The following is a 22,024-nucleotide window of genomic DNA, read 5'->3' on the forward strand; positions in this document are numbered from 1 at the left end:
CGACGTGAGTGAGGCGTGTCTCTCACGCGCGTAATACACATGACTGCACTCGCCCCGTCAAGCATTAAGGACCCTCCCATGGCAACGAGAGCCGACCGCGGCCGCCCCGTGCACAACCCCGACATCATCGGGTTCACGGACGCCGAGCTCAACGAGACCCCCATCCGGCCGAAGTGGAACTCGCTGGGACCCGGCATCGTGGCGGCCGCCACGGGCGTGGGCGCCGCGGACCTCGTGGCCACCCTCACCGCCGGCTCCCGCTACGGCTACATGCTCCTGTGGGCCGTGATCCTGGGCGTGATCTTCAAGATCGTGCTCGTGGAGGGCGTGGGCCGCTGGTACCTGTCCACCGGCAAGACGATCTTCCAGGGCTGGCGCTCGCTGGGCTCCTGGACCTCCTGGTACTTCGGCCCCTACATCCTGATCTGGGGCTTCGTGTACGGCGCCACCGCCATGAGCTCGGCCGCGCTGCCCCTGGCCGCGCTGTTCCCGGGCGTGGACATGAAGGTCTACGCGATCGGCCTGGGCCTCGTGGGCCTGGGCCTGGTGTGGCTGAACCGGTACGGGCTGATCGAGAAGCTCATGGCGGTGCTGATCGGCGTCATGTTCCTGACCGTCCTGCTCTCCGCGGCGCTCACCGCCCCCAACGTGGGCGACATCCTCGCCGGCCTGGTCCCGCGCATCCCGTCCGGCGACCCGGACGTCATGTTCTACGTGCTCGGCCTGGCCGGCGGCGTGGGCGGCACCATCACCCTCGGCGCGTACGCCTACTGGCTGCGGGAGAAGGGCTGGAACGTCCCGAAGTACATGCGGGTGATGAAGTTCGACAACGCGACGTCGTACATCCTCACCGGCATCTTCGTGATCGCCACCATGATCATGGGCGTCGAGCTGCTCCACTCGGCCGGCCTGGCGATCTCCTCCGGTGACCGCGGCCTGCTCGACGTCGGCAACGTGCTCGCCGAGCGCTACGGCCAGGCGTACTCCGTGGTGTTCCTGGTGGGCTTCTTCGCCGCGTCCTTCTCCTCGCTTCTGGGCGTGTGGCACGGCGTCTCCCTGATGTTCGCGGACTTCTGGACGAACTTCCGCCGCCCCGCGGACGAGCTCGACCAGGACGACGCCCCCTCGCTGGCCTCGAAGCCGGGCCGCTTCTTCCTGCTGTGGCTGACCTTCCCGCCGATGACCCTGCTGTTCCTGGATCGCCCGATCTTCCTGATCCTGCTCTACGGCACGCTCGGCGCCTTGTTCATGCCGTTCCTGGCCGTGACGCTGCTGTTCCTGAACAACAAGAAGGAGGTGCCGGCCCAGTTCCGCAACGGCTGGATCCGCAACACGCTGCTGGGCCTGACGGCCGCCGTGTTCGTGGCGATCGGCGTGAACGAGCTGTGGAAGGCCCTGCAGCCGCTGATCGGGGGCTGACCGGGTGGCCGGCCGGGTGGGCTCCGACTCGGCCGGCCCTGGCCGGTGACCACGGGCGGCGCAGCGGGCACACTGGTGCCATGATCGTCGCCTTCTCCGTCGCTCCCTCCGGCCAGCCCGCCGACTCCGCCCACCTGCCCGGGGACGCGGACACCGCCTCCGTGCACCGGGCGGTGGCCGCCGCCGTCGCCGTGGTCCGCGCCTCCGGCCTGCCCCACCGCACCTCCTCGATGTTCACGGAGATCGAGGGCGACTGGGACGAGGTGATGGAGGTCGTGCGCGGCGCCGTGGACGCGGTCTCCTCGTACGGCTCCCGGGTCTCGCTCGTGCTCAAGGCGGACATCCGCCCCGGCCACTCGGGCGAGCTGGACGGCAAGCTCGAGCGCCTCGAGGCGGCGCTCGCCGAGGACGGGAACGGGGACGCGGCGGACGCCCGCTGATCCCGGCTGACCCCCAGCCCCCCACCCCCGCCCACCCCCACTTCCGTTCGAGAAACGGGAGCCTCGGGAGGCACCTTCGTTCGAGGAACGGGAGGTCCCCCGACCGCTTTCGTTCGAGGAACGGGAGCCCCACATGCCCAGGAGGTCCGCCATGGCCGTCACCGTGCGACCGGCCACGTCCGACGACGTCGAGCCCCTGCTGCGCGTCAAGGCACAGGCCTGGCGCGAGGCCTACGGCGGGCTGCTGCCCGCCGCGCACCTGGACGCCGTGGACGCGGGCGTGCCGGAGCAGGTCCCGGGGTGGGCCGCGCTGGTCGGCTCGGACCGGGAGCTGTGGGTCGCCGACGACGGCGGCCGGCTGCTCGGCATGGCGCTCGCGGGCCCGCGGCGCAGCCAGGGCGGGGGCCTGCCCGACCTCGAGCTCATGGCGCTCTACGTCCTGGCTGAGGCGTACGGCACGGGCCTGGGTGCGCTCCTGCTGGACGCCGTCGTCGGGAAGCGTCCGGCGGTCCTGCGCGTGCTCGCCGAGAATCCGCGCGCGGTGGCCTTCTACGCGAAGCACGGCTTCGCGCCCGAGGGTGGGCCCGAGCCCATGACCGGGCCGTGGGCGGGCTTGCACGAGCAGTTGATGGTGCGTCGTGGCTGAGCGGCGGACTCGCTCCGGGCGGGCGTCGGGCTCCCGTTCCTCGAACGGAAGCGGTCGGGGGACCTCCCGTTCCCCGAACGAAGGCGCCTCTGGAGGCTCCCGTTTCCCGAACGAAGGCGTGGGGGCGTGAGCCGGCGGTCGGGTCGGTCGTCGGGTCGGTCGTCGGCGGCGTCCTCGTCGTCGCGGGGGTCGGCCGCCCGGCGCGGCCGGGCCGCGGAGCCGGAGGGGATCGTCCCCGGCGTCCACGAGATCAGCCACGGCACCGCGGAGATCCGCGAGGACCCGTACGAGCCCGGCGCGTTCGTGCTGTACGTCAACGGGGTCGAGTCCTCCCCGCTGGACCCCGACCACCCCGAGCGGATGGGCTTCGAGTACATGCGCTGGGCCGTCGCGGCCGTCCGCGCGCACTGGCCGGAGCCCACGCCGCTGCGGGCCCTGCACCTGGGCGGCGCGGGCTGCGCCCTCGCCCGCTGGGTGGACCACGCGCACCCCGGCTCCCATCAGACCGCGGTGGAGATCGACGCCGGCCTGGCCGCCCTCGCGCGTGAGCGCTTCGGCCTGCCCCGCGCCCCGGCCCTGCGCATCCGCGTGGCCGACGCCGCCGAGGTCCTGGCCACGGCCCACCCGGCCAGCCGCGACCTGATCATCCGCGACGTCTTCGCCCCGGACCCCACGGACCTGACGGGCGCCCGCCACATCACCCCGCCGGGCCTCACCGGCCTGGACGCGGCCCGCGCCGCCGCGCGGGTCCTCGCCCCCGGCGGGCTGTACGTGCTCAACGTGGGCGGCGGGCCGGACCTGACGTCGGTGCGGGCGGACGTGGCCGCCGTCGTCGCCGCGTTCGAGCACGTCGAGGTGATCGCGGATCCGCCCATGCTCAAGGGGCGGCGCCGCGGCAACGTCATCGTGGCGGCCTCGGACGCCCCCGTGGCCCGCCCCGCCGCGGACGCCCCGCCCGGCTCCGACCCCCGCGACCGCCTGGCCCGTGCCCTGCGCATGGACGCCTTCCCGGCCCGGCTCGCGGAGGATCCACGCGGCTTCCCCGCGGGCGTCGCGCCCGGGATCACGGGACTCGTCCCGGGCCCCGAGGCGTAGACTGGAGGCACTCGGCCGGGTCCGCCCGGGGCCCGTCGAGTCCGACTCGAGGAGGTCGCCATGTCCGCCCAGACCCAGCCCGCCGCCACCCGCCGTGAGGACGCACCGCTCGGCGTCCTGGTGGGTGTGGACGGCTCCGACCAGTCCGTCTCCGCCGCCCGCTGGGCCCAGCGCGAGGCCGGCCTGCGCGGCGAGCCGCTGACCCTCGTCACCGCCTACTCGATCCCCGCGTACTGGGGTTACGGCGCGGACGCCAGCGGCGCCGTCCTGGACGACTCCCGTCTCCGCGAGGGCGTGCAGGCCCTCCTGGAGGAGGTCGCCGGCAAGCTCGACGCCGACGGGGTGCGTCCGGAGCTGCGTGTGGAGATCGGGGACGCGGCCGGCGTCCTCGTGGAGCTCTCCGCCGAGGCCTCCCTGCTCGTCTCGGGCGCGCGCGGCCGCGGCGGCTTCATGGGCCGCCTGCTCGGCTCGGTGGCCGCCGCGCTGCCCGGCCACGCGCACTGCCCGGTCGCCATCATCCCCGCCGGGGTCGAGGCCAGCCGCGCGGGGGACAGGACCGCCGTCGTGGTGGGCGTCGACGGTTCCGAGCAGGGCCGTGCCGCCGCTCTCGAGGCCGCTGAGGAGGCCCGCCTCCGCCAGGCCCCGCTGAAGCTCGTGTGCGCCGTCCCGCCCCTGGGCGCGAATGCCGCGTGGCTGGCGGTCAGCCTGGACGAGGAGGCCCGCGAGCGGGAGCTGCGGGAGCGTCTCGAGGCCGGCGCCGCGTGGATCAGCTCCGAGTTCCCCGGTCTCGAGGTCCTCACCGAGCTCGTGGACGGCACCCCCGTGGACGTGTTGGTGGACCAGACCGCCACCGCCCGCCTCACCGTGGTGGGCACGCGCGGTCTGGGCGGCTTCGCCGGTGCGATCGTCGGCTCCACCAGCCGCGGCGTCGCGGACCACGCGAAGGGTCCGGTGCTCGTCGTCCCGTTCCGCGAGGACGTCCGCCTCGGCCGCCGCGCCTCGTTCGGCCCGGTCCAGGACCAGTCGGGGTCCTGACCGGCGCTCAGCCCCAGCCGAGCTCGTGGAGGCGCTCCTCGGAGATGCCGAAGAAATGCCCCACCTCGTGCATGACGGTGACGGTGATCTCGTCCTCGAGCTCGGCGCGGGAGGTGCAGTGGCGGGTGAGCGGGCCGCGGAACACCACGATCCGGTCCGGCATCTGCCACGCGAACTCGGCGCGCTCGGTCAGCGGCACGCCCTCGTAGAGGCCGAACAGCTCGGTGGCCGGGTCCTCCCAGCGCTGCGGCTCGTACTCGTCCTCCACCACCACGACGACGTTCGTCAGCAGCCGTGCCAGCTCGTCGGGGATACGGGCGAGGGCCGCGGAGACGGCGTCGTCGAACTCCTGCTCGCTCATCCACGTGGCGGCGGGCTGGTCGGGCGACGGGCGGTGGTCCACGGCGGCTCCTGGGGGTGCGGGGCTCCGCGGTGCGGAGGGCGGCCGGCCGGCGGCCGGACTTGCCGGAGGGTGTGCGGCCACCATAGACTCCCAGGGTCCACCTCGGGAATCTCGACATCGGACCTGCCCCTATCGTCTAGAGGCCTAGGACACCGCCCTTTCACGGCGGCGACACGGGTTCGAATCCCGTTGGGGGTACGCAGAACGGCCGCCCTCGGCGGCCGGAACGGCACGTGGAGCGTGGATTTGCACGACGCTCGGAGGCTCTGCTAGAGTTTCCACTCGTTGCGAAAGCGGCGAGAACAACAGAACATGGCCCTGTAGCGCAGTTGGTTAGCGCGCCGCCCTGTCACGGCGGAGGTCGCGGGTTCAAGTCCCGTCAGGGTCGCTCGGATCGTCCGATCACCGGCATTCGGAAACGGAGTCCGGTGACGCATGGTCCTGGTGACGAAGGTCGCCGGGCTCTGTAGCTCAGTTGGTAGAGCGTACGACTGAAAATCGTAAGGTCACCGGATCGACGCCGGTCGGAGCCACCACTTCGAGAAGGCCCCCCGCAGACGCGGGGGGCCTTCGTCGTCCGGGGCGACGGGCCGCTGACAGGCGGCGACGCGGTGGGCACACTGGGTCGATGCCCGATTCCCCCTCCGCCCGCGCGACCGGCGGCGAGACCGCGCTCGTGGTGATCGACGTCCAGCACAGCTACTTCGAGCATCCCGCGCTGGCCGCCCATCAGTCCGAGCTGACGGCGGCGGTCGTGGAACTGCTCCGGGCCGCGCACGAGGCCGGCCGTCCCGTCTTCCTGGTGCGGACCGAGCACGCGCGGGACCGCTCCACGTGGACGTTGAACATGCTGGCCGACGACGAGGGCTTCGCCTTCCCGGGCACCCGGCAGGCCGCTCTGCTCGACGGGGTCGCGGCGGCCGCCCCGGACGCCGTCGAGGTCGTGAAGACCCGGGACTCCGCCTTCCACGGCACAGGACTGGCGGCCGAGCTGCGGGGCCGCGGGGTGGATCGGCTCCTGCTGTGCGGCGTCTCCACCCACAGCTGCATCGCCGAGACCGCCACGGCCGCGTTCGCCCTCGACTTCCACGCCGCGATCGCGACGGACGCGATCGCCTCCGAGGAGCCGGCGCTGGCCGCGGCGATGCTCGACTTCCTCCGCGACGAGATGCGTCAGCCGCTCCTCGGGCAGGACGAGGCACTCACCCTCCTGCGCACCGGCCTCGTCCCCGACCGGGGCTGAGGGGCGTTCACAGGATCTCGACGTCGCCCTCGTCCGCACGCGTGCGGTCCTGGGCGTCCTCCTCGATGTGCATGGCGGCGGACTCCGCATTGCGCAGGGAGTCCGGGGCACGTCCCTCCCCGGCCCGGTGCTGCGGGTCGTCCGAGCCGCCGCGCACGGGCTGGCCGTCGCGGCCGTCCTCCGGCTCGGGGTCGCCGGCGGCGTTGGGATCGGCGAGCAGGTCCGTCTCGAGCTCTCGTTCGTCCTCGCGGTCCTCGAAGGGGACGTCGGTCATGGTGCGGGTCCTTCCTCTCACGGGCGGGCCCGTCCGGCGCCGCCGTCGTCGTGGTGCCCCACACCCTAGTGAGGCCGCCCACGCCTCACCAGGGGGCGCCCGCGCCGGGGCTGTGGGCGCGGTCACCCGGCCGGGTGAGACCGTCCACTCGGCCGCGTCTCAGGCGGGGGGCCGGCGCGCGGGACCACGTAGGGTCGGGAGGATGAGCGATCCGACACCGCCCTTGAAGAATCCACTGGATCCTGAGCGGGCCGACACCCGCCCCTCCTCCGCCCCCACGGCCGACGGCGCCGTCGCCCCTGCCACCTCCGCCGCGGCCGCCCGCGACCGCGTCCTGCTGCCGTGGGTGTTCTGGCCCTCCGCGGTCATCGTGCTCTCCTTCGTGGGGGCCACGCTGCTCGCCCCCGAGCAGATGACCGTGGGCATCGGCCTGGTCCAGCAGGCCATCATCACGAACTTCTCGTGGTGGTACGCCCTCGTCGCCCTGTTCTTCGTGCTGTTCTGCGGCTACCTCGCGTTCTCCCGCAAGGGCGACATCACCCTGGGCAAGCCCGATGAGAAGCCCGAGTTCTCCACGCTGTCCTGGTTCTCCCTGCTCTTCGCGGCGGGCATGGGCATCGGCCTCGTGTTCTTCGGCATGACCGAGCCGCTCATGCACTTCACCTCGCCGCGGCCCGACGTGGCGGCCGCCAACCCCACCCAGGCGGAGGCCGCCCAGTCGGCGCTGGCCACCACGTTCCTGCACTGGGGCCTGCAGCCCTGGGCGATCTACGCGGTGGTGGGCGTGGCGGTCGCGCTGGCCATCCACCGGCGTGGCCGTCCCCTCGCGCTGCGCTGGGCCTTCGAGCCGCTGATCGGCGAGCGCCGCGTGCGCGGCGGCTGGGGCCACCTGATCGACAACATCGCCCTCATCGGCACCGTCTTCGGCGTGGCCACCTCGCTGGGCCTCGGCGTCACCCAGATGTCCGCGGGCCTGCGCGCGCTGGGCATCGTGCCCGAGGACAGCCCCTGGCTCGAGTACGCCATGATCGGCGCGGTCACCTGCGTGGTGCTCTACACCGTGGTCTCCGGTGTCGAGCGCGGCATGAAGTGGCTGTCCAACACCAACCTGATCCTGGCCGCCGGACTGCTGCTGTTCATCGCGATCGTGGGGCCCACCGCGTTCCTGCTCAAGGAGATGGTGCAGTCCCTCGGCTCCTACATGCAGTACTTCTTCGCGAACTCGCTCAACGTCTCCGCGTTCTACGGCGCCGAGGGCGACGCGTGGCAGGCCGGCTGGAGCGCGTACTACTGGGGCTGGTGGATGTCCTGGACGCCGTTCGTCGGCATCTTCATCGCCCGCATCTCGCGCGGTCGCACCGTGCGCGAGTTCATCGCCGGCGTGCTGCTGGTGCCCACCCTGGTCTGCGTGGTCTGGTTCGGCATCCTGGGCGGCACCGCGATCTTCCTCGAGACCACCCGCCCGGCCGGGTACACCTCCGTGGTGGGCGCGGACGGCGCCATCGACTCGAACACCGCGCTCTTCCAGGTGCTCGAGCAGCTGCCCGCGGGCATGATGCTCGTGGTCGGCGCCATCATCCTCTCGGGCATCTTCTTCATCACCTCCGCCGACTCGGGCTCGCTGGTGATGGGCATGCTCGCCACCGGCGGCGACGTGAACCCGAAGGCCACGGTGAAGATCTTCTTCGCCATCGCCACCTCGCTCATGGCCGCGGCCCTGCTGGCCGCCGGCGGCCTGTCCGCCATCCAGGTCCTGGCCATCACCATCGGCCTGCCGTTCTCCGTGCTGATGCTGCTGATCTGCCTGGCCACGTTCCGCTCGCTCGGCTACTCCGTGGCGCGGGTGGAGGCGGTGCGCCGTCAGGCCATGCTGGCCTCCATCAAGGACCGCCTGGGCCTCGAGTCCGACGACGACGAGGTGGTCGACGCCGGCCCCGTGGCGGCCTCGCAGTGGTGGGCCTCGCTCAGCCGGGACCACCAGCAGCGGATCGCCGATGCGGCCGCCGGCGTCCCGGCCTCGGAGGGGCCGCGCCGCACCCGGCTGCGCCGCCACGGGCACTGACGTCCGCCCCCGGGCGCCCTCCCGGCCCCGACGAGAACGGCCCCTGTCCCGCGCGGGACAGGGGCCGTCGTCGTCGTGGGGGTCAGTCCTCGTGGGACTGGCGGGTGCGGACCACCGGCAGGGTGCCGGTGCGGTCGTGGGCCGCGGCCGACGTGCGGGTGCCCGTGACGAACCAGGCGAGGGTCAGGACCGCGACCCACACGAGACCGATGATGAGCGCCTGGCGCGAATCCGGGATGGTGGCCATGGTGATCACCACGGTGGCCACGAACGCCAGGCCCAGGTAGGTGCCGACGCCGCCCAGCGGCATGGGGAAGGGGGACGGCTCCGCGCCCTGCTCCGCGACGCGCCTGCGCATGGCGCGGTGGGACAGGAAGATCATGGCCCAGGTCAGCACCACGGCGAACGAGGCGACGCCGGCCACCAGGCTGAAGGCGTTCGGGTCCACGGTGATCAGCACCGCGCCGAGCACCATCACGCCCAGCATCACGGCCACGGACAGCCACGGCACGCCGCCGCGGTTGGTGTGGGTGAAGGCCCGGGGTGCCTGGCCGTCGTGGGCCATCGCGTAGAGCAGGCGACCGGACGCGTAGATGCAGGCGTTGATCGCGGAGACGGCGGCGGTGAGCACCACGAAGTTCAGCAGGTGCGGGGCGAAGGGGACGCCGAGGCCCTCGAAGATCTGCACGAACGGGCTGGCCTTGCCGTCCACCTGGTTCCAGGGGACGAGGGCCATGATGACCGCCATCGTCAGCACGTAGAACAACAGGATGCGGATCGGCACCGTGTTGATGGCCTTGGGCAGCACCTTCTCCGGGTTCTTGGCCTCGCCCGCGGCCACGCCGAGGGTCTCGATGCCGCCGAAGGAGAACGTCACGATGGTGAGCGCGGTCAGCACGCCCAGGATGCCGTGCGGCAGGAATCCGCCGTGGTCCACGAGGTTCGCCAGGCTGGCCTGGGTGCCGTCCGCGGTGGAGGCGCCGGTGAAGAGCAGGATCACACCGCCGAAGATCATCGCCACGATGGCCCCGACCTTCACGAGCGTCAGCCAGAACTCGGCCTCACCGAAGTTGCCGACGTGCGTGAAGTTGATCAGGCCGACCACGAGGATCGTGGCCGCGACCCAGGCCCAGGCCGGGACCCCCGGGAACCAGAACGCCATGTACGTGGTGATGGCGGCGGTGTCCGCGACGATCACGACGGCCAGCTCGAAGACGAAGGTCCAGCCGGTCACGTAGCCGGCGAAGGGGCCGAGATAACGGGAGGCGTAGGCGGCGAAGGACCCGGAGACGGGCTCCCGGAGCGTCATCTCGCCGAGGGCGCGCATCACGAGGAACACGGCGGCGCCCGCGACGAGGAAGGACAGGATCACGCCCGGCCCGGCGGCCTGGATGCCGCCGGCCGAGCCGTAGAAGAGGCCGGTGCCCACCGCCGTGCCCAGGGCGATGAACATGATGTGCCGCTGGCTCAGGCCGCGGTGCAGCTGCCCGCGGTCCGCGGTGGCCGCGCCGGTCTCGGCGACGCGGGAGCCGAAGGGGGAGGTGCTCACGTGAAGTCTCCGCTCGAAGGGGGGTGGATCAGGACACGCCATGGTGACTCGTGACACAGCGTTCATGCCACTTTGTCCGGTGTGATGCGAGTCATCGTGGACGTTACGTCGCGTTCGTCCGGCCGGGCCGGATGATGTGACCTCGCCCACCGCGGATTCCCCGCGGAAGGTCCGGGGTGCCCCGGCGGGTCCCGGGGCGCGCCGGGCTCAGTCCATGAGCAGCCACGCGGCGGCGTCGTGCGCGAGCCGCCCGTCCTGCACGGCCTCCGCCTCCTCGAGGGAGAACAGGGCCCGGGAATGGCCCGCGGGCAGGTCGACGGGATCGGTCGACAGGTTCGCCATCACGAGCACGGTGCGCGCCGGGATCGGCTCGCCCGAGCCCAGGTGCCGGCCACCGCCCGAGGTGACCGTGAACGCCAGCACCCCGCGTGCGGGGTCGTGGTGCTCGGACCACGCGAACGTGCCCGTGCCCAGGTCGAGCTCGCCGCGGATCTGCAGCAGACGCCGGTACAGCTCGAACACGGAGCCCTCGACGCCAACCTGCCGGTCCGCCGCCAGCGCTCGGAAGGACGCGGGCTGGGGCAGCCACGGCGCGGCGACGCCCTCGGCGGCGGACGCGGGGCCGTCGTCGTCCGCGGGGGTCGAGAAGCCGTAGGACGGCTCGTCGGCGGCCCACGGCAGAGGGATGCGGCAGCCGTCGCGGCCGGGCTCCTTGCCGTCCGTGCGGAAGAAGTACGGGTCCTGGCGGTGCTCGGCGGCGAGGGTGGTGTGCTCGGGCAGGCCCAGCTCGTCGCCCTGGTAGATGTACGCGGAGCCGGGCAGGCCCAGCTCCACCATCGCGGCGGCGCGGGCCCGACGGCGACCGACCGCCTCGTCTGGCTGCTCGTCCTCGGCCGTGATGCCGGCGGGGTAGGAGCTCGGGTCGGCGAGGCCGTAGCGGGAGGCGTGGCGCACCGTGTCGTGGTTCGAGAGCACCCAGGTGTTCGGGGCGCCGACCCGGCCGGCCTGCTCGAAGGACCGGTCGATCGCGTGGGTCAGCGAGGCGGCGTCCCAGCCGGCCATGAGGTAGGTGAAGTTGAAGGTCTGGTGCATCTCGCCGGGGCGGACGTACCGGAACATCCGCGAGAGCGGGGCCACCCACGCCTCGGCCACCATCATCGGCTCGTGGTCGTAGGAGTCCAGGACCCGCCGCCAGTCCCGGTAGACCTCGTGGACGCGGTCCTGGTCCATGAACGGGGTGAGCGGCTCGAAGGTGTCCGGGTCGAACGTGGGGTCGGCGTCCTCGCCCGCGTCCGTGACCATGCCCATGCGGGAGTGCTCGGCGTCCGGGTAGCCGGGCTGCTTGATGAGCCCGTGGGCCACGTCCACCCGGAAGCCGTCCACGCCGCGGTCCAGCCAGAACCGCAGGATGGAGCGGAACTCCTCGCGCACCTCCTCGTTCTCCCAGTTCAGGTCCGGCTGCGTGGTGTCGAACAGGTGCAGGTACCACTGGCCCGGGGTGCCGTCCGCCTCGGTCACACGGGTCCAGGCCCCGCCGCCGAACGTGGACTCCCAGTTGTTGGGGGACAGCTCGCCGTGCTCGCCGCGGCCCTCGGCGAAGTGGTAGCGGGCGCGCTCGGGGGAGCCGGGGGCGGCGGCCAGGGCGGCCTGGAACCACGCGTGCTCGGACGAGGTGTGGTTCGGCACGAGGTCCACGACCACGCGGATGCCGGCCTCGTGCGCGGCGGCGATCATCTCGTCCGCGTCCGCGAGCGTGCCGAACCGCGGGTCCACGGCGCGGTAGTCCGCGACGTCGTAGCCGGCGTCGTGCTGCGGGGAGAGGTAGAAGGGCGAGAGCCAGATCGCGTCCACGCCGAGCTGGGCCAGGTAGTCGAGGCGCGAGGTGACGCCGCGCAGGTCGCCCATGCCGTCCCCGTCCGCGTCCGCGAAGGAGCGCGGGTACACCTGGTAGATCACGGCGTCCACCCACCACGGGGTGACGGGCCGGTTCCGGGCTTCCGAGGGCGGGGTGCTCAGGCGCTGCGTGGTCATGGGATCCACCCTAGGCCCGACGCGGGAGCGCGCGCCCCGCGTGAGCGGCGTCGGCGGCGTGGTGTGCGTCTCGAGCACCCGGGTCGGCCCCACCCCGGTGCGCCGGCGGCCGGCTCAGGTCAGCCTGGCCAGCATCCCGACGGCGGCCCAGCGCCGGTTCAGTCGTTCCTGTGCGACGCCGGCGGTCGCCTCGTCGCCCTCCTCGAGCGCGTCGATGAGCGTCCACAGGTCGAAGACGGAGTCGTCCGGCCACACGTGCCGCGTGAGGCCGCCGTAGTCCAGCTCGATCCACGAGTCGGGGTGGAACGCGCCGAGCCACTCCACCATCACCGTGAGCTCGCCGATCAGCTCCGCATCCGGGGCGTGCCGCGCGAGCACCGCCGCCGCGTGCCCGGCCCGCTCCCGGGCGGCCACGATCGGGGCGCGCCGGTACGCCGTGCGCTCGCCGTCCACGAGGCGCTTCACCGGCTCCTCGGGGTCGAACACCGTGAGCCAGCCGTGCGGCACACCCCACGTGGCCGTGCGCGTCTGCACGCGGTGGTGCTCCGGCGCGCCGCCCTCGTCCTGCGGGTCCTGGCCCGCCGCGTCCGGGTCGGGGGAGAGGCCCCACTCGTCCTCGAGCGCCACGAGCGCGCGGCCGCGGTTCATGGCGCGCGCCGCCGGCGGGATGGCGGCCTCGTGCAGCCGCGGCAGCATCGTCTCCTCGAGCATGGCCGCGGCCATCTCGGCGCGCAGGCCCCGCTCGTCCGGGCAGTAGAAGGCGGAGCGGTGCTCGTCCTGGAGGACCCGCACCAGGTCGTCCTCACCGGGTTCCGGGAACGGGTCGGCCACGGGCCGGGCCAGGCGACGCCGGGCCCGTTCGGCCGCCTCGGCCTCGACCTCGGCACGGGTGCGGTGGCCGCCGGCGATCAGCCGCGCCTGGACCGCGTCCGGGAACGCGGCCAGCGGCTGGAAGACGCGCAGGTGCGCGGTGCCGCGCGCGACACCCGGGGGCGGGCCGCCGTCGTCGTGGGTCATCGCGGGCTCGTCCGTGGTTCAGCCCAGCTCGACGACCACGGGCGCGTGGTCCGAGGCGCCCTTGCCCTTGCGCTCCTCGCGGTCGATCCAGGCGTCCGTGACCGTCCGTGCGAGGGCGGGGGAGCACAGCTGGAAGTCGATGCGCATGCCCTTCTTCTTGGGGAAGGCCAGGCCCGTGTAGTCCCAGTACGTGTACACGCCGGGGCCGGGGTGGCGCGGGCGCACCACGTCCACCAGCCCGGCGTCCTCGAACGCGTGGAACGCCGCGCGCTCGGCCGGGGAGACGTGCGTGTAGCCCTCGCGCTGGAACAGCTCGATGTCCCACACGTCCTCGTCCTGCGGAGCGATGTTCCAGTCGCCGGCCAGGGCGAGCCGGGTGTCCGGGTCCTCGGCGAGGCGAGCGGCCGCGTGCTCCTGGAGCACGCGCAGCCACTCGAGCTTGTAGCCCATGTGCTCGTTCTCCAGGCCGCGCCCGTTGGGCACGTACAGGCTCCACAGACGCACCGGGGCGACGCCGTCGGCCGCCTCGGCGCCCACGGTCGCCCCGATGGCGCGGGACTCCTCCTGCGGGTCCACGCCGCCCTTGCCGAAGTGCGGCTGGCCGGGGAAGCCGCGCTGCACGTCGCTCAGGCCGACGCGGGAGGCGATGGCCACGCCGTTCCACTGCGAGGTGCCGTTGTGCACCACCTCGTAGCCGGCGCGCTCGAAGAGCTCCCACGGGAAGTTCTCGTCCCGGCACTTGGTCTCCTGGATGGCCAGGACGTCGATGTCATGGCGCTCGAGGAAGGCCTCGACGCGGTCGGCGCGGGCACGGAGGGAGTTGACGTTCCAGGTGGCGATCTTCACCCGGCCAGGCTATCGAAGGGCGCGGACACCGTGGGATCGGCGCCTCAGCGCCACCAGTCGTCGTGGATCGTCACCGGCGTGGTGCGCTTGTGGCGGCTGCGGAGCCAGATGCCCTCGAGCTTCTCCGCGACCTCGGTGGGGACGTCCTTGCCCTCGAGGTAGTCGTCGATGTCCTCGTACGTCATCCCGAGTTCGGCCTCGTCCGTCTGGCCCGGCGTGCCGTCCAGCAGGTCCGCGGTGGGCACCTTGTTCCACAGGGGCTCGGGGGCGCCGAGTTCGCGGCCCAGCGCCCGCACCTGCCGCTTGTTCAGGCCAGCCAGCGGCAGGACGTCCGCGCCGCCGTCGCCGAACTTCGTGTAGAAGCCCGTGATGGCCTCCGCCGCCTGGTCCGTGCCGATCACCAGCTGCCCGTGGGCGCCGGCCACCGCGTACTGGGCCGTCATGCGGATGCGGGCCTTCACGTTGCCCTGGTTGTAGTCCGAGATCGGCTCCCCCACGGCCTCGGCGAAGGCGGCGGCCAGACCCTGCACGGCCTCCGCGATGTTCAGGGTGACGTCCTGGTCCGCGCCCACGAAGTCCATGGCGGCCCGGGCATCCGCCTCGTCGTGCTGCACCTTGTAGGGCAGGCGCACGGCGGTGAACCGGGGGTTCTCGCGGGAGGGCACGACGTCGGCGCCCACCCCCGCCTCACCCGGCGGGGTGGTGCCGGGGCCGCCCAGGGCGACGGCGTCCGGGACGCCGAGCTGGGCGCGGCGACGCTCGACGGCGAGCTGGGCCAGCCGGCCGCCCACGGTGGAGTCCACGCCGCCGGAGATGCCCAGGACGAAGCCGGACGCGCCCGTGGCCGCGAGGTAGTCGGCGAGGAAGGCCACGCGCCGTTCGACTTCGGCCGCGGGGTCGATCTCAGGGAGGACGCACTGCTCGGCGATGATCCGCTGCTGGAGTTCACGCATGCCGGTCAGCGTAGGACCGGCCCCGCGCACGGGGACAGGGTCGGTCGGCGACGACGGCTCACGCGTCCGGGTGCCCCAGGTTGCGGGCGATGCGGCGCAGGACGCGGACGGCGTCGTCGATCTGGTCCCGCGGGACGTCCGCCGTCGCCTCGGCACGCAGGGCCTCGACCGCCTCACCGACGCGGGCGCCCGCGGTGCGGCCCGTGGCGGTGAGGGTGTAGAGGTCGCCCTCGACCGTCACCCAGCGGGACTCGACCAGCTCCTCGATCTGACCGGACACCGCGCCGCGCTGCTCCTCCTCGAAGCCGGCCTCGAGCTCGGCGCGGGACTGCGGGGCCACCGTGAGGGTGTTCAGAAACTGCCACTGGGCGCGGGTGAGGCCGTGCTCCTCGAGGCTCTCGGCCACGCGCGCCGCGATCAGGCCCTCGGTGAGGGTGAGCCAGTGCGCCAGGGGCAGGCCGGAGGGATGCTGGACGGCGTCGTCGTGCTGGATCTCGCTCATGGCCTGAGCCTAGCCAGTCCGGGACGGAAGCGGCAGGGGCGGTCGGGCCCGCACTAGCATGGGCGGCATGACCGACGCGCAGACCCCCACCGTCCCCACGCCCCAGCAGGACCGCGAGCGGCTCAAGCAGCTCATCCAGGAGCTGGCCGTGGTGCACGGCCGGGTGACCCTGTCCTCCGGCAAGGAGGCGGACTACTACGTGGACCTGCGTCGTGTCACCCTGCACCACGAGGCCGCCCCGCTGATCGGCCGCGTGATGCTGCGCCTGCTCGAGGAGAACGGGATCGGGTTCGACGCCGTGGGCGGTCTCACCATGGGCGCCGACCCCGTGGCCACCGCGATGATGCACCAGGCCGGCGCCGCGGGCCGCGCGCTCGACGCGTTCGTGGTGCGCAAGGCGCAGAAGTCGTACGGCATGGGCCGGCAGGTGGAGGGCCCGGGCGTGGACGGGCGCCGCGTCGTCGTGCTGGAGGACACCTCGACGACGGGCGGCTCCGCGCTCACCGCCGTCGAGGGCGTGCGCAACGCGGGCGGCGACGTCCAGGCCGTGGCTGTGATCGTGGACCGTGCGACCGGCGCCGCCGAGCGCGTGGCCGAGGAGGCGGACGTGCCGTACCTGTACGCGTTCGGCAAGGACGAGCTCGGCCTCGACTGAGCCTCGGACTGCCCCGCGCGCCGCCCGCCTAGAGCCAGTCCGCGCGCTTGAACAGCACGAACAGCGTGAGGGCCACCGCCAGCATGAGTCCCAGGGCGAACGGATAGCCGAACGTCCAGTGCAGCTCGGGCATGCCGTCGAAGTTCATGCCGTAGACCGAGCCCACCAGCTGCGGCGCGAAGATGATCGCCGCCCAGGACGAGATCTGCTTGACCTGCTCGTTCTGGGCGATCGACTGCTCGGACAGCCGCTTCGACGCCAGCGTCGAGTCCAGCTCGAGGGCGCTGTGGAGCATCTGGCGCATGGTCGTCACGCGCTCGTTGATCTGGACGGTGTGGTCGTGGACGTCACGCAGGCGGCGCAGGTTCTCCACCTCGAGGCGCGCCTGATCGCTGAGCTCCTCGTCCTCCCAGGCGTGGGCGTCGTCGCGCCGGGGCAGGCCGTCGGCGTCGAGGCGGCGGGTGTCCTCGTGCAGGCGGGTGCGCACCTCCTCCTGGAGCTGTTCCACGATGGACGGCAGCGCGCGGATGGCGTGCTGGAAGTTCAGCACCTCGCGGGAGAGCTGGTAGATGCGCCGGGAGACGTGCCCGTCGCCGGCGAAGACCTGGCCCTCGATCTCCTCGATGTCCTGTTCGAGGCCGTCGGCCACGGGGAAGTAGTCGTCCACGACCCGGTCCAGGATCTCCAGGGTGACCTGCCACGGCCCCATCGCGAGGCGCTCGCGGCCCTCCGTCTCCAGGAACCGACGCACAGCGGCCAGGTCAGGCTCCTCCGCGTGACGCACCGTCACCACGTAGTGCTCGCCGGTGAAGACGCTCAGCTCGCCGAACTCCACGGTCTCGGTGCGGTCGATGTAGCGGGCCGGGTGCAGGACCATGAACGAGTCCTCGCCGTAGCGGTCCAGCTTGGCGCGCTCGCCCCCGGTGAGGGCGTCCTCGACGGCGAGCGGGTGCAGGCGCAGCTCTTCCGCGACCGCTTGGAGCTCGGCCATGTCCGGGCGGTACAGGCCCAGCCAGGCCATGCCGCCGGTGCGCTCGCACGCCTCCCAGGTGTCTTCGAGGGTGGAGGGGGTGTGGACGCGCCGCCCGTCCACATACACGGCGTTGTCGATGATGCTCACTAGGACATTCTCCGCCGACGGCGGCCCCCGGCGTATTCCAGGATGCGCGCGCTACGGTGGCGCCATGAAGACTCCGCGCCATGCCCCACCCGTCGTCCGTGACGGCAAGACCCTGCTCCCCGCCCACGCCGTCTCCACGGCCCCGGTCACCGCGTTCGGTCTGATCGGCGGCTACCTGACCGCCCGTGAGACCGGCATCCGCCCGCTCGGCGGCGTCGTGCTGGCAGCCGCCGGCCTGTACGCCGGCCGGACGTGGCTGGCCACGCGGGGGCCGGCCGTCGCCGGAGGCCTGGCCGCCCTGTACCTCGGCGGCTTCGGCGCCTCCCACCCGCTGGCCAAGAAGATCGGTGCGTGGCCGGCGGTGCTCTCCGTGGCGGCGGTGTCCGCCGGGGCCGCCTGGGCGGCCGTCGACCGGTCCGAGGCCGGCCGCTGAGCGAGCCCGCGCCGGCCGAGGACGGCACCGTGCCCCGCGAGGTCGGCGTCGGGCCGTGGCTCGGCCCGTGGCCGGAGGACCCCCGCTACGACCCGGAGCTGCTCGCGCACGGCGACCGCCGCAACGTCCTCGACCGCTACCGCTATTGGCGCCTCGAGGCGATCGTCGCGGACCTCGACGCGCGGCGGCACCCGTTCCACGTCGCCATCGAGAACTGGCAGCACGACCTGAACATCGGCACCGTCGTGCGCACCGCCAACGCGTTCAACGCCGCCGGGGTGCACATCATCGGGCGGCGCCGCTGGAACCGGCGCGGCGCCATGGTCACCGACCGCTACCTGCACGTGCGCCACCACGAGACGGTGGCGGCGTTCACGGAGTGGGCGGCGGGGGAGGGGCTGCCCGTGCTCGGCGTGGACCTGTTCCCCGAGTCGGTGCCGGTGGAGACCTTCGACTTCCCGCGTGCCTGCGTGCTCGTCTTCGGGCAGGAGGGGCCGGGACTCTCGGCGGAGGTGCGGGCGGCGTCGAGCGCGGTGTTGTCCATCGCGCAGTACGGCTCCACCCGCTCGATCAACGCGGGCGTGGCCGCCGGCATCGCGATGCACGCGTGGATCCGGCAGCACGCGGCCGTCCCCTGAGTCCGGCGCGAGCCAGACGATTCCGCGCTGAAAGGAGACTCTGGGCCGCAGAATCGTCTGGCTCGCGGCGCAGGACGGCGCAGGACGGCGCAGGGTGGCGCAGGACCGCGCCGACGATGTGCGGCGTGACGGCCTCAGCCCGCGAAGGGGCGGGCCGGCAGGCCCGTCACCCCCGGGCGGACGGCGAACAGGGCCCCGGCCAGCGGGTCCTCGCCGCGCTCCAGGTTCTCCCAGGAGGTGGTGATGTACAGGGTGCCGAGGTCGTCGCCGCCGAAGGTGCACGCCGTGGTCTTCTGCACGGGCACCTCCACCACCTCGTCGAGCGTCCCCTCGGGCGTGTACCGGTGGATCTGCCCGTGGCTGATCACGGCCACCCAGATCCCGCCCTCGGCGTCCACGGTGAGCCCGTCCGGCTTGCCCTCGCCGTCGAGCACGTCCACGAGCACGCGGCGGTTCGTCAGGCCCTCCTCGCGGGAGTAGTCGAACACGGCCACCTGCCGTGTGGGGGTGTCGTTGTAGTAGGCCCGCGTGCCGTCCGGGCTCCACTCGAGGCCGTTGGACGTCGTCGCGCCGGTCAGCACGACGTCCACCTCGCCGGCGCCGCCGTCGGGGCCGGGGGCGAGCCGGTAGAGGTTCGCGGCGCCGGGGGTCTTGGCGTACGCCATGGTGCCGCAGTGGAACCGGCCGTCCGGGTCACAGCCGCCCTCGTTCATCCGGATCCCGGCGTCCGCGCCCCACAGCTCGGGCAGCGTCGTCAGCTCGCCCTCGGGCGAGATCAGGGCGAAGCCCCGCTCCACCGCGACGACGGCGCCACCCCCCGCACGCGGGCGCAGCGCGGCGGCCACGTCGCCGACGTGCGTGCGGTCCACCGTCCCGTCGGTGCGCAGGGACAGGACGTCCCCGGCGAGCATGTCCACCCAGCGCAGGCCGCCGCCGGCGGTCACGCCCTCGGCGGCGCTGCCCCACGAGGCGGCCCAGACGGGGCCCTCGCCGTGGTAGGCGATGGGATCGGTGACCTGCTCGGCGCGCATGACTGCTCCTTCGGTGGGCGGGACGGTCCTGGCCCCGACGCTAGCCGAGGCTCAGAACCACCCGCACGAGTCGGCGGTCCAGCGGTCGGCGAGGGTCGCGTCCAGGAACGCCCCCATCCGCGGCAGCGAGGCCACGTGGCCGCCCACGTGGGTCGGGGTGAGGAGCGGGTCGAAACGCACCCGCGCGCCCTCCGCGCACCAGCGGCGGCCCAGGTCGCGGCCGGTGCGGTACGGGATGACGTCGTCCGTGACGGAGTGCGCGATCATCACCGGCACGTCCGGACGGCGGCCCGGTGCGCCGATCCGCTGCTCGGCGAGGATCCCGGCCAGCTCGGCATCGGAGCGGACGAGCTCAGGGAAGTCCTGCCCCGTGTGGGTCAGTGTGGCGGAGTCGAGGTGCGCGTAGGCGAGGCCGCCCACCATGCAGGTCTCGGCCGCGCCGGCGAGGGCCGTCAGGCCGGTCTCGTTGAGATGCGTGGCCGGGTCCACGTCGTACGCGGCGAGCTGCCCGGCCATCGCGTAGAGCAGGAAGGCCGCGTACAGGCCGCCGTCGATCCGGTCCGCGACCTGCACGAGGTCGGCCGGCGGGGCGCCCACGTAGGCGCCCTTGAGGTCCAGCTCCGGGGCGTAGTCGGACGCGAGCTCGGCGGCGGCCGCGGCCGCCCCGCCGCCCTGCGAGTAGCCCGCGAGCGCGACCGGCGCGGTCGCGGTGACGCCCGACCCCGACACCTGGGCGGCCGCGCGCACCGCGTCGAGGACGGCGTGCGCCTGGGCCTCCCGGACCATGTAGGTGTGCGTGCCCGGGGTGCCCAGGCCCTCGTAGTCGGTGACGACCACGGCGTGGCCGCGACTCAGCAGGGAGGTGATCCCCACGCCTTCGTACTGCACGCCGGTGGAGAGGGTGCGGGAGGGGGCGCAGCGGTCCGCCGCCCCCTGGGTCCCCACTGCGTAGCTGATCACGGGGCGCTCGCCGCCGCCCGTCCACGGGGCGGTGGGGGTCAGCACGGTGCCGGTCACGGCGATGGGTCGGCCCTGGGCGTCCTGCGAGGCGTACATGATGCGCGTGGCGTGCGCCGGCACCTGCACCAGCCGCACCGGGTCCAGGTAGAAGGCGGTGGGCTCGGTGCGGATCAGGGCGCCGGGGGTCGCGGGCACGACGGTGGGCGGCAGGTAGAAGGGGTTGTCGGCCGAGGCGGCCGCCAGGGCGTCCCGGGCCGCGTTCCAGCGGGCGTCCTCGGCCGCCGTGGCCGGCTGCGAGAGGTCCTCGACGGCGGAGCTCACCTCCGGCGCGTCGGGGGCCGGGGCGGACTCCTGGGCCAGGGCCGCGTGTGGCGCGCCGAACCCGGCGACGACAGCCAGGGCGGCGGCCAGGGCGAGGGGGCGGGAGGGGCGGTGGGCGGGGGCCATGGCGGTCTCCGGTCTCTCGGATGCGAATGTGACGCAGCTCATCCTAGGCCGGCGGCGGGGCCGTGCCCAGGCCGGCGGCGCCGTCGGGTCCGGGACCCTGGGGCGGGTCCGGCCGCGCGGATAGGATGAGCCCGAGGGCGGCGCGTCCGCCGCGCTCCCCCGCCTGCCCGAGTCGACGACGCCTAGGAGCTGCAGCATGCCCATCGCATCCCCGGAGAAGTACGCCGAGATGATCGACGCCGCCAAGAACGGCGCCTTCGCCTTCCCGGCGATCAACGTCACCAGCTCCCAGACCCTGAACGCCGCCATCCGCGGCTTCGCCGAGGCCGGCTCGGACGGCATCATCCAGGTCTCCACCGGCGGCGCCGCCTACTTCTCCGGCTCCTCCGTGAAGGACATGGTCGCCGGCTCGCTGGCCTTCGCGGCGTTCGCGCGCGAGGTCGCCAAGAAGTACTCCGTGAACATCGCCCTGCACACGGACCACTGCCCCCAGGACAAGCTCGAGGGCTTCGTCCTGCCCCTGCTGGACGCCTCCGAGGCCGAGGTGAAGGCCGGGCGCGACCCGATCTTCAACTCCCACATGTGGGACGGCTCCGCCGAGACCCTCGAGGAGAACCTGCGGATCGGCCGCGAGCTGCTCGCCCGCACCCACGCCAACAAGCAGATCCTCGAGGTGGAGATCGGCGTCGTGGGCGGCGAGGAGGACGGCGTGGCCCACGAGATCAACGAGAAGCTCTACACCACCGTCCAGGACGGCATCGCCACGGTGGAGGCCCTCGGCCTCGGCGAGCACGGTCGCTACCTCACCGCGCTGACCTTCGGCAACGTGCACGGCGTCTACAAGCCGGGCAACGTGAAGCTGCGCCCGGAGATCCTGCAGGAGATCCAGCAGGCCGTGGGCGAGAAGTTCGGCAAGGAGCGCCCGTTCGACCTCGTGTTCCACGGCGGCTCCGGCTCCGCCGCCCAGGAGATCGCCGACTCGGTGGAGTACGGCGTCGTGAAGATGAACGTGGACACGGACACCCAGTACGCGTTCACCCGCCCGGTGGCCGGGCACATGTTCGAGAACTACGACGGCGTCCTGAAGGTCGACGGCGAGGTCGGCGACAAGAAGCAGTACGACCCCCGCGTGTGGGGCGCCAAGGCCGAGGAGGCCATGGCCGCCCGCGTGGTCCAGGCCTGCACCGAGCTGAACTCGGCCGGCAAGAGCATCGGCTGACCCCGC

Annotated in this window: 22 protein-coding genes and 3 tRNA genes; 14 read left to right on the forward strand and 11 right to left on the reverse strand. The window is 73.1% G+C overall.

Translation table 11 applies throughout. The annotated features are described in order from the left end of the window. Positions 1-78 precede the first annotated feature (78 nt). The 5 genes from AC0VX2_RS00650 (at position 79) to AC0VX2_RS00670 (ending at position 4,635) form a co-directional block, all read left to right on the forward strand. Positions 79-1,419 (forward strand): Nramp family divalent metal transporter, encoded by a 1,341-nt coding sequence (locus tag AC0VX2_RS00650; protein WP_041103600.1) that lies wholly within the window; start codon positions 79-81, stop codon positions 1,417-1,419. 80 nt (positions 1,420-1,499) lie between these two features. After that, positions 1,500-1,859 (forward strand): thiamine-binding protein, encoded by a 360-nt coding sequence (locus tag AC0VX2_RS00655; RefSeq protein WP_020625365.1) that lies wholly within the window; start codon positions 1,500-1,502, stop codon positions 1,857-1,859. Positions 1,860-2,010: 151 nt separating this feature from the next. Then, on the forward strand, positions 2,011-2,505 hold the full coding sequence (locus AC0VX2_RS00660) for a GNAT family N-acetyltransferase (protein ID WP_020625366.1): 495 nt from the start codon (positions 2,011-2,013) through the stop codon (positions 2,503-2,505). A gap of 126 nt (positions 2,506-2,631) precedes the next feature. Further along, positions 2,632-3,600, forward strand: coding sequence for a spermidine synthase (locus tag AC0VX2_RS00665; protein WP_020625367.1), 969 nt, complete (start codon positions 2,632-2,634; stop codon positions 3,598-3,600). Between the two features lie 60 nt (positions 3,601-3,660). Continuing rightward, positions 3,661-4,635, forward strand: a complete 975-nt coding sequence (locus AC0VX2_RS00670; RefSeq protein ID WP_070708964.1) for a universal stress protein — start codon at positions 3,661-3,663, stop codon at positions 4,633-4,635. Positions 4,636-4,642: 7 nt separating this feature from the next. Here the strand turns inward: AC0VX2_RS00670 and AC0VX2_RS00675 are convergent, their stop codons facing one another. Then, a complete protein-coding gene (locus AC0VX2_RS00675) occupies positions 4,643-5,038 on the reverse strand; it encodes a metallopeptidase family protein (protein WP_010079615.1) in 396 nt (131 codons plus the stop codon). A 125-nt stretch (positions 5,039-5,163) separates the two neighbouring features. Here AC0VX2_RS00675 and AC0VX2_RS00680 point away from each other — a divergent pair. The 4 genes from AC0VX2_RS00680 (at position 5,164) to AC0VX2_RS00695 (ending at position 6,281) form a co-directional block, all read left to right on the forward strand. Further along, positions 5,164-5,236, forward strand: a tRNA-Glu gene (locus AC0VX2_RS00680). Positions 5,237-5,352: 116 nt separating this feature from the next. After that, positions 5,353-5,426: transfer RNA gene (locus AC0VX2_RS00685), tRNA-Asp, on the forward strand. A gap of 72 nt (positions 5,427-5,498) precedes the next feature. Further along, positions 5,499-5,574, forward strand: a tRNA-Phe gene (locus AC0VX2_RS00690). Between the two features lie 92 nt (positions 5,575-5,666). Further along, a complete protein-coding gene (locus tag AC0VX2_RS00695; RefSeq protein ID WP_069941069.1) occupies positions 5,667-6,281 on the forward strand; it encodes a cysteine hydrolase family protein in 615 nt (204 codons plus the stop codon). 7 nt (positions 6,282-6,288) lie between these two features. Here AC0VX2_RS00695 and AC0VX2_RS00700 read toward each other — a convergent pair whose 3' ends face one another. After that, positions 6,289-6,555, reverse strand: coding sequence for a hypothetical protein (locus AC0VX2_RS00700; RefSeq protein WP_041103606.1), 267 nt, complete (start codon positions 6,553-6,555; stop codon positions 6,289-6,291). Positions 6,556-6,757: 202 nt separating this feature from the next. Here AC0VX2_RS00700 and AC0VX2_RS00705 point away from each other — a divergent pair, with 202 nt between their 5' ends. Then, positions 6,758-8,617 carry a BCCT family transporter gene (locus AC0VX2_RS00705; RefSeq protein WP_069941068.1) on the forward strand — a complete coding sequence of 620 codons (1,860 nt, stop codon included), beginning with the start codon at positions 6,758-6,760 and terminating at the stop codon, positions 8,615-8,617. 82 nt (positions 8,618-8,699) lie between these two features. Here AC0VX2_RS00705 and AC0VX2_RS00710 read toward each other — a convergent pair whose 3' ends face one another. The 6 genes from AC0VX2_RS00710 to AC0VX2_RS00735 all read right to left on the reverse strand — a co-directional run bounded on the left by AC0VX2_RS00710 (position 8,700) and on the right by AC0VX2_RS00735 (position 15,515). Continuing rightward, positions 8,700-10,166 (reverse strand): amino acid permease, encoded by a 1,467-nt coding sequence (locus AC0VX2_RS00710; protein ID WP_049147815.1) that lies wholly within the window; start codon positions 10,164-10,166, stop codon positions 8,700-8,702. A gap of 207 nt (positions 10,167-10,373) precedes the next feature. Then, positions 10,374-12,197, reverse strand: coding sequence for a glycoside hydrolase family 13 protein (locus AC0VX2_RS00715; RefSeq protein WP_161788082.1), 1,824 nt, complete (start codon positions 12,195-12,197; stop codon positions 10,374-10,376). A gap of 114 nt (positions 12,198-12,311) precedes the next feature. Further along, entirely contained in the window at positions 12,312-13,214 is a 903-nt protein-coding gene (locus tag AC0VX2_RS00720) for a DUF8083 family protein (RefSeq protein ID WP_060973769.1), read from the reverse strand. Between the two features lie 18 nt (positions 13,215-13,232). Next, entirely contained in the window at positions 13,233-14,060 is an 828-nt protein-coding gene (locus tag AC0VX2_RS00725) for an exodeoxyribonuclease III (protein ID WP_036340253.1), read from the reverse strand. A 44-nt stretch (positions 14,061-14,104) separates the two neighbouring features. Further along, positions 14,105-15,013, reverse strand: a complete 909-nt coding sequence (gene nadE, locus AC0VX2_RS00730; RefSeq protein ID WP_101965641.1) for an ammonia-dependent NAD(+) synthetase — start codon at positions 15,011-15,013, stop codon at positions 14,105-14,107. Positions 15,014-15,071: 58 nt separating this feature from the next. Then, positions 15,072-15,515, reverse strand: coding sequence for a MarR family winged helix-turn-helix transcriptional regulator (locus AC0VX2_RS00735; protein WP_036340247.1), 444 nt, complete (start codon positions 15,513-15,515; stop codon positions 15,072-15,074). Positions 15,516-15,573: 58 nt separating this feature from the next. Here AC0VX2_RS00735 and pyrE point away from each other — a divergent pair, with 58 nt between their 5' ends. Continuing rightward, positions 15,574-16,170, forward strand: a complete 597-nt coding sequence (gene pyrE / locus AC0VX2_RS00740) for an orotate phosphoribosyltransferase (RefSeq protein ID WP_098093807.1) — start codon at positions 15,574-15,576, stop codon at positions 16,168-16,170. A 28-nt stretch (positions 16,171-16,198) separates the two neighbouring features. On the opposite strand, the gene AC0VX2_RS00745 is transcribed toward pyrE, so the two are convergent. Then, a complete protein-coding gene (locus AC0VX2_RS00745) occupies positions 16,199-17,290 on the reverse strand; it encodes a magnesium and cobalt transport protein CorA (RefSeq protein ID WP_169577803.1) in 1,092 nt (363 codons plus the stop codon). Positions 17,291-17,354: 64 nt separating this feature from the next. On the opposite strand from AC0VX2_RS00745, the gene AC0VX2_RS00750 reads away from it, so the two are divergent. Next, the gene (locus tag AC0VX2_RS00750; protein WP_036334633.1) at positions 17,355-17,723 is read left to right on the forward strand and encodes a hypothetical protein; all 369 of its coding nucleotides are present in this window, start codon (positions 17,355-17,357) and stop codon (positions 17,721-17,723) included. Continuing rightward, on the forward strand, positions 17,720-18,361 hold the full coding sequence (locus AC0VX2_RS00755) for a TrmH family RNA methyltransferase (protein WP_043281109.1): 642 nt from the start codon (positions 17,720-17,722) through the stop codon (positions 18,359-18,361). The genes AC0VX2_RS00750 and AC0VX2_RS00755 overlap by 4 nt, the downstream gene beginning before the upstream one ends. Positions 18,362-18,495: 134 nt before the next feature. Here AC0VX2_RS00755 and AC0VX2_RS00760 read toward each other — a convergent pair whose 3' ends face one another. Continuing rightward, positions 18,496-19,392 carry an SMP-30/gluconolactonase/LRE family protein gene (locus tag AC0VX2_RS00760; RefSeq protein ID WP_020626752.1) on the reverse strand — a complete coding sequence of 299 codons (897 nt, stop codon included), beginning with the start codon at positions 19,390-19,392 and terminating at the stop codon, positions 18,496-18,498. A 51-nt stretch (positions 19,393-19,443) separates the two neighbouring features. After that, positions 19,444-20,799 carry a lipase family protein gene (locus tag AC0VX2_RS00765; RefSeq protein ID WP_377663016.1) on the reverse strand — a complete coding sequence of 452 codons (1,356 nt, stop codon included), beginning with the start codon at positions 20,797-20,799 and terminating at the stop codon, positions 19,444-19,446. A 196-nt stretch (positions 20,800-20,995) separates the two neighbouring features. On the opposite strand from AC0VX2_RS00765, the gene fbaA reads away from it, so the two are divergent. Next, positions 20,996-22,018 (forward strand): class II fructose-bisphosphate aldolase, encoded by a 1,023-nt coding sequence (fbaA, locus tag AC0VX2_RS00770; protein WP_060974268.1) that lies wholly within the window; start codon positions 20,996-20,998, stop codon positions 22,016-22,018. The last annotated feature ends 6 nt before the right edge of the window (positions 22,019-22,024 follow it).

It is taken from the genome of Micrococcus sp. iso_239 (assembly GCF_056173395.1).

Coding starts and splice junctions, on each gene's coding strand:
- nadE (WP_101965641.1), bottom strand. CDS start 15,013: ATGCGTGAACTCCAGCAGCGGATCATCGCCGAGCAGTGCGTCCTCCCT.
- AC0VX2_RS00660 (WP_020625366.1), top strand. CDS start 2,011: ATGGCCGTCACCGTGCGACCGGCCACGTCCGACGACGTCGAGCCCCTG.
- pyrE (WP_098093807.1), top strand. CDS start 15,574: ATGGGCGGCATGACCGACGCGCAGACCCCCACCGTCCCCACGCCCCAG.
- AC0VX2_RS00670 (WP_070708964.1), top strand. CDS start 3,661: ATGTCCGCCCAGACCCAGCCCGCCGCCACCCGCCGTGAGGACGCACCG.
- AC0VX2_RS00715 (WP_161788082.1), bottom strand. CDS start 12,197: ATGACCACGCAGCGCCTGAGCACCCCGCCCTCGGAAGCCCGGAACCGG.
- AC0VX2_RS00760 (WP_020626752.1), bottom strand. CDS start 19,392: ATGCGCGCCGAGCAGGTCACCGATCCCATCGCCTACCACGGCGAGGGC.
- AC0VX2_RS00705 (WP_069941068.1), top strand. CDS start 6,758: ATGAGCGATCCGACACCGCCCTTGAAGAATCCACTGGATCCTGAGCGG.
- fbaA (WP_060974268.1), top strand. CDS start 20,996: ATGCCCATCGCATCCCCGGAGAAGTACGCCGAGATGATCGACGCCGCC.
- AC0VX2_RS00655 (WP_020625365.1), top strand. CDS start 1,500: ATGATCGTCGCCTTCTCCGTCGCTCCCTCCGGCCAGCCCGCCGACTCC.
- AC0VX2_RS00700 (WP_041103606.1), bottom strand. CDS start 6,555: ATGACCGACGTCCCCTTCGAGGACCGCGAGGACGAACGAGAGCTCGAG.
- AC0VX2_RS00650 (WP_041103600.1), top strand. CDS start 79: ATGGCAACGAGAGCCGACCGCGGCCGCCCCGTGCACAACCCCGACATC.
- AC0VX2_RS00695 (WP_069941069.1), top strand. CDS start 5,667: ATGCCCGATTCCCCCTCCGCCCGCGCGACCGGCGGCGAGACCGCGCTC.
- AC0VX2_RS00750 (WP_036334633.1), top strand. CDS start 17,355: ATGAAGACTCCGCGCCATGCCCCACCCGTCGTCCGTGACGGCAAGACC.
- AC0VX2_RS00765 (WP_377663016.1), bottom strand. CDS start 20,799: ATGGCCCCCGCCCACCGCCCCTCCCGCCCCCTCGCCCTGGCCGCCGCC.
- AC0VX2_RS00720 (WP_060973769.1), bottom strand. CDS start 13,214: ATGACCCACGACGACGGCGGCCCGCCCCCGGGTGTCGCGCGCGGCACC.
- AC0VX2_RS00735 (WP_036340247.1), bottom strand. CDS start 15,515: ATGAGCGAGATCCAGCACGACGACGCCGTCCAGCATCCCTCCGGCCTG.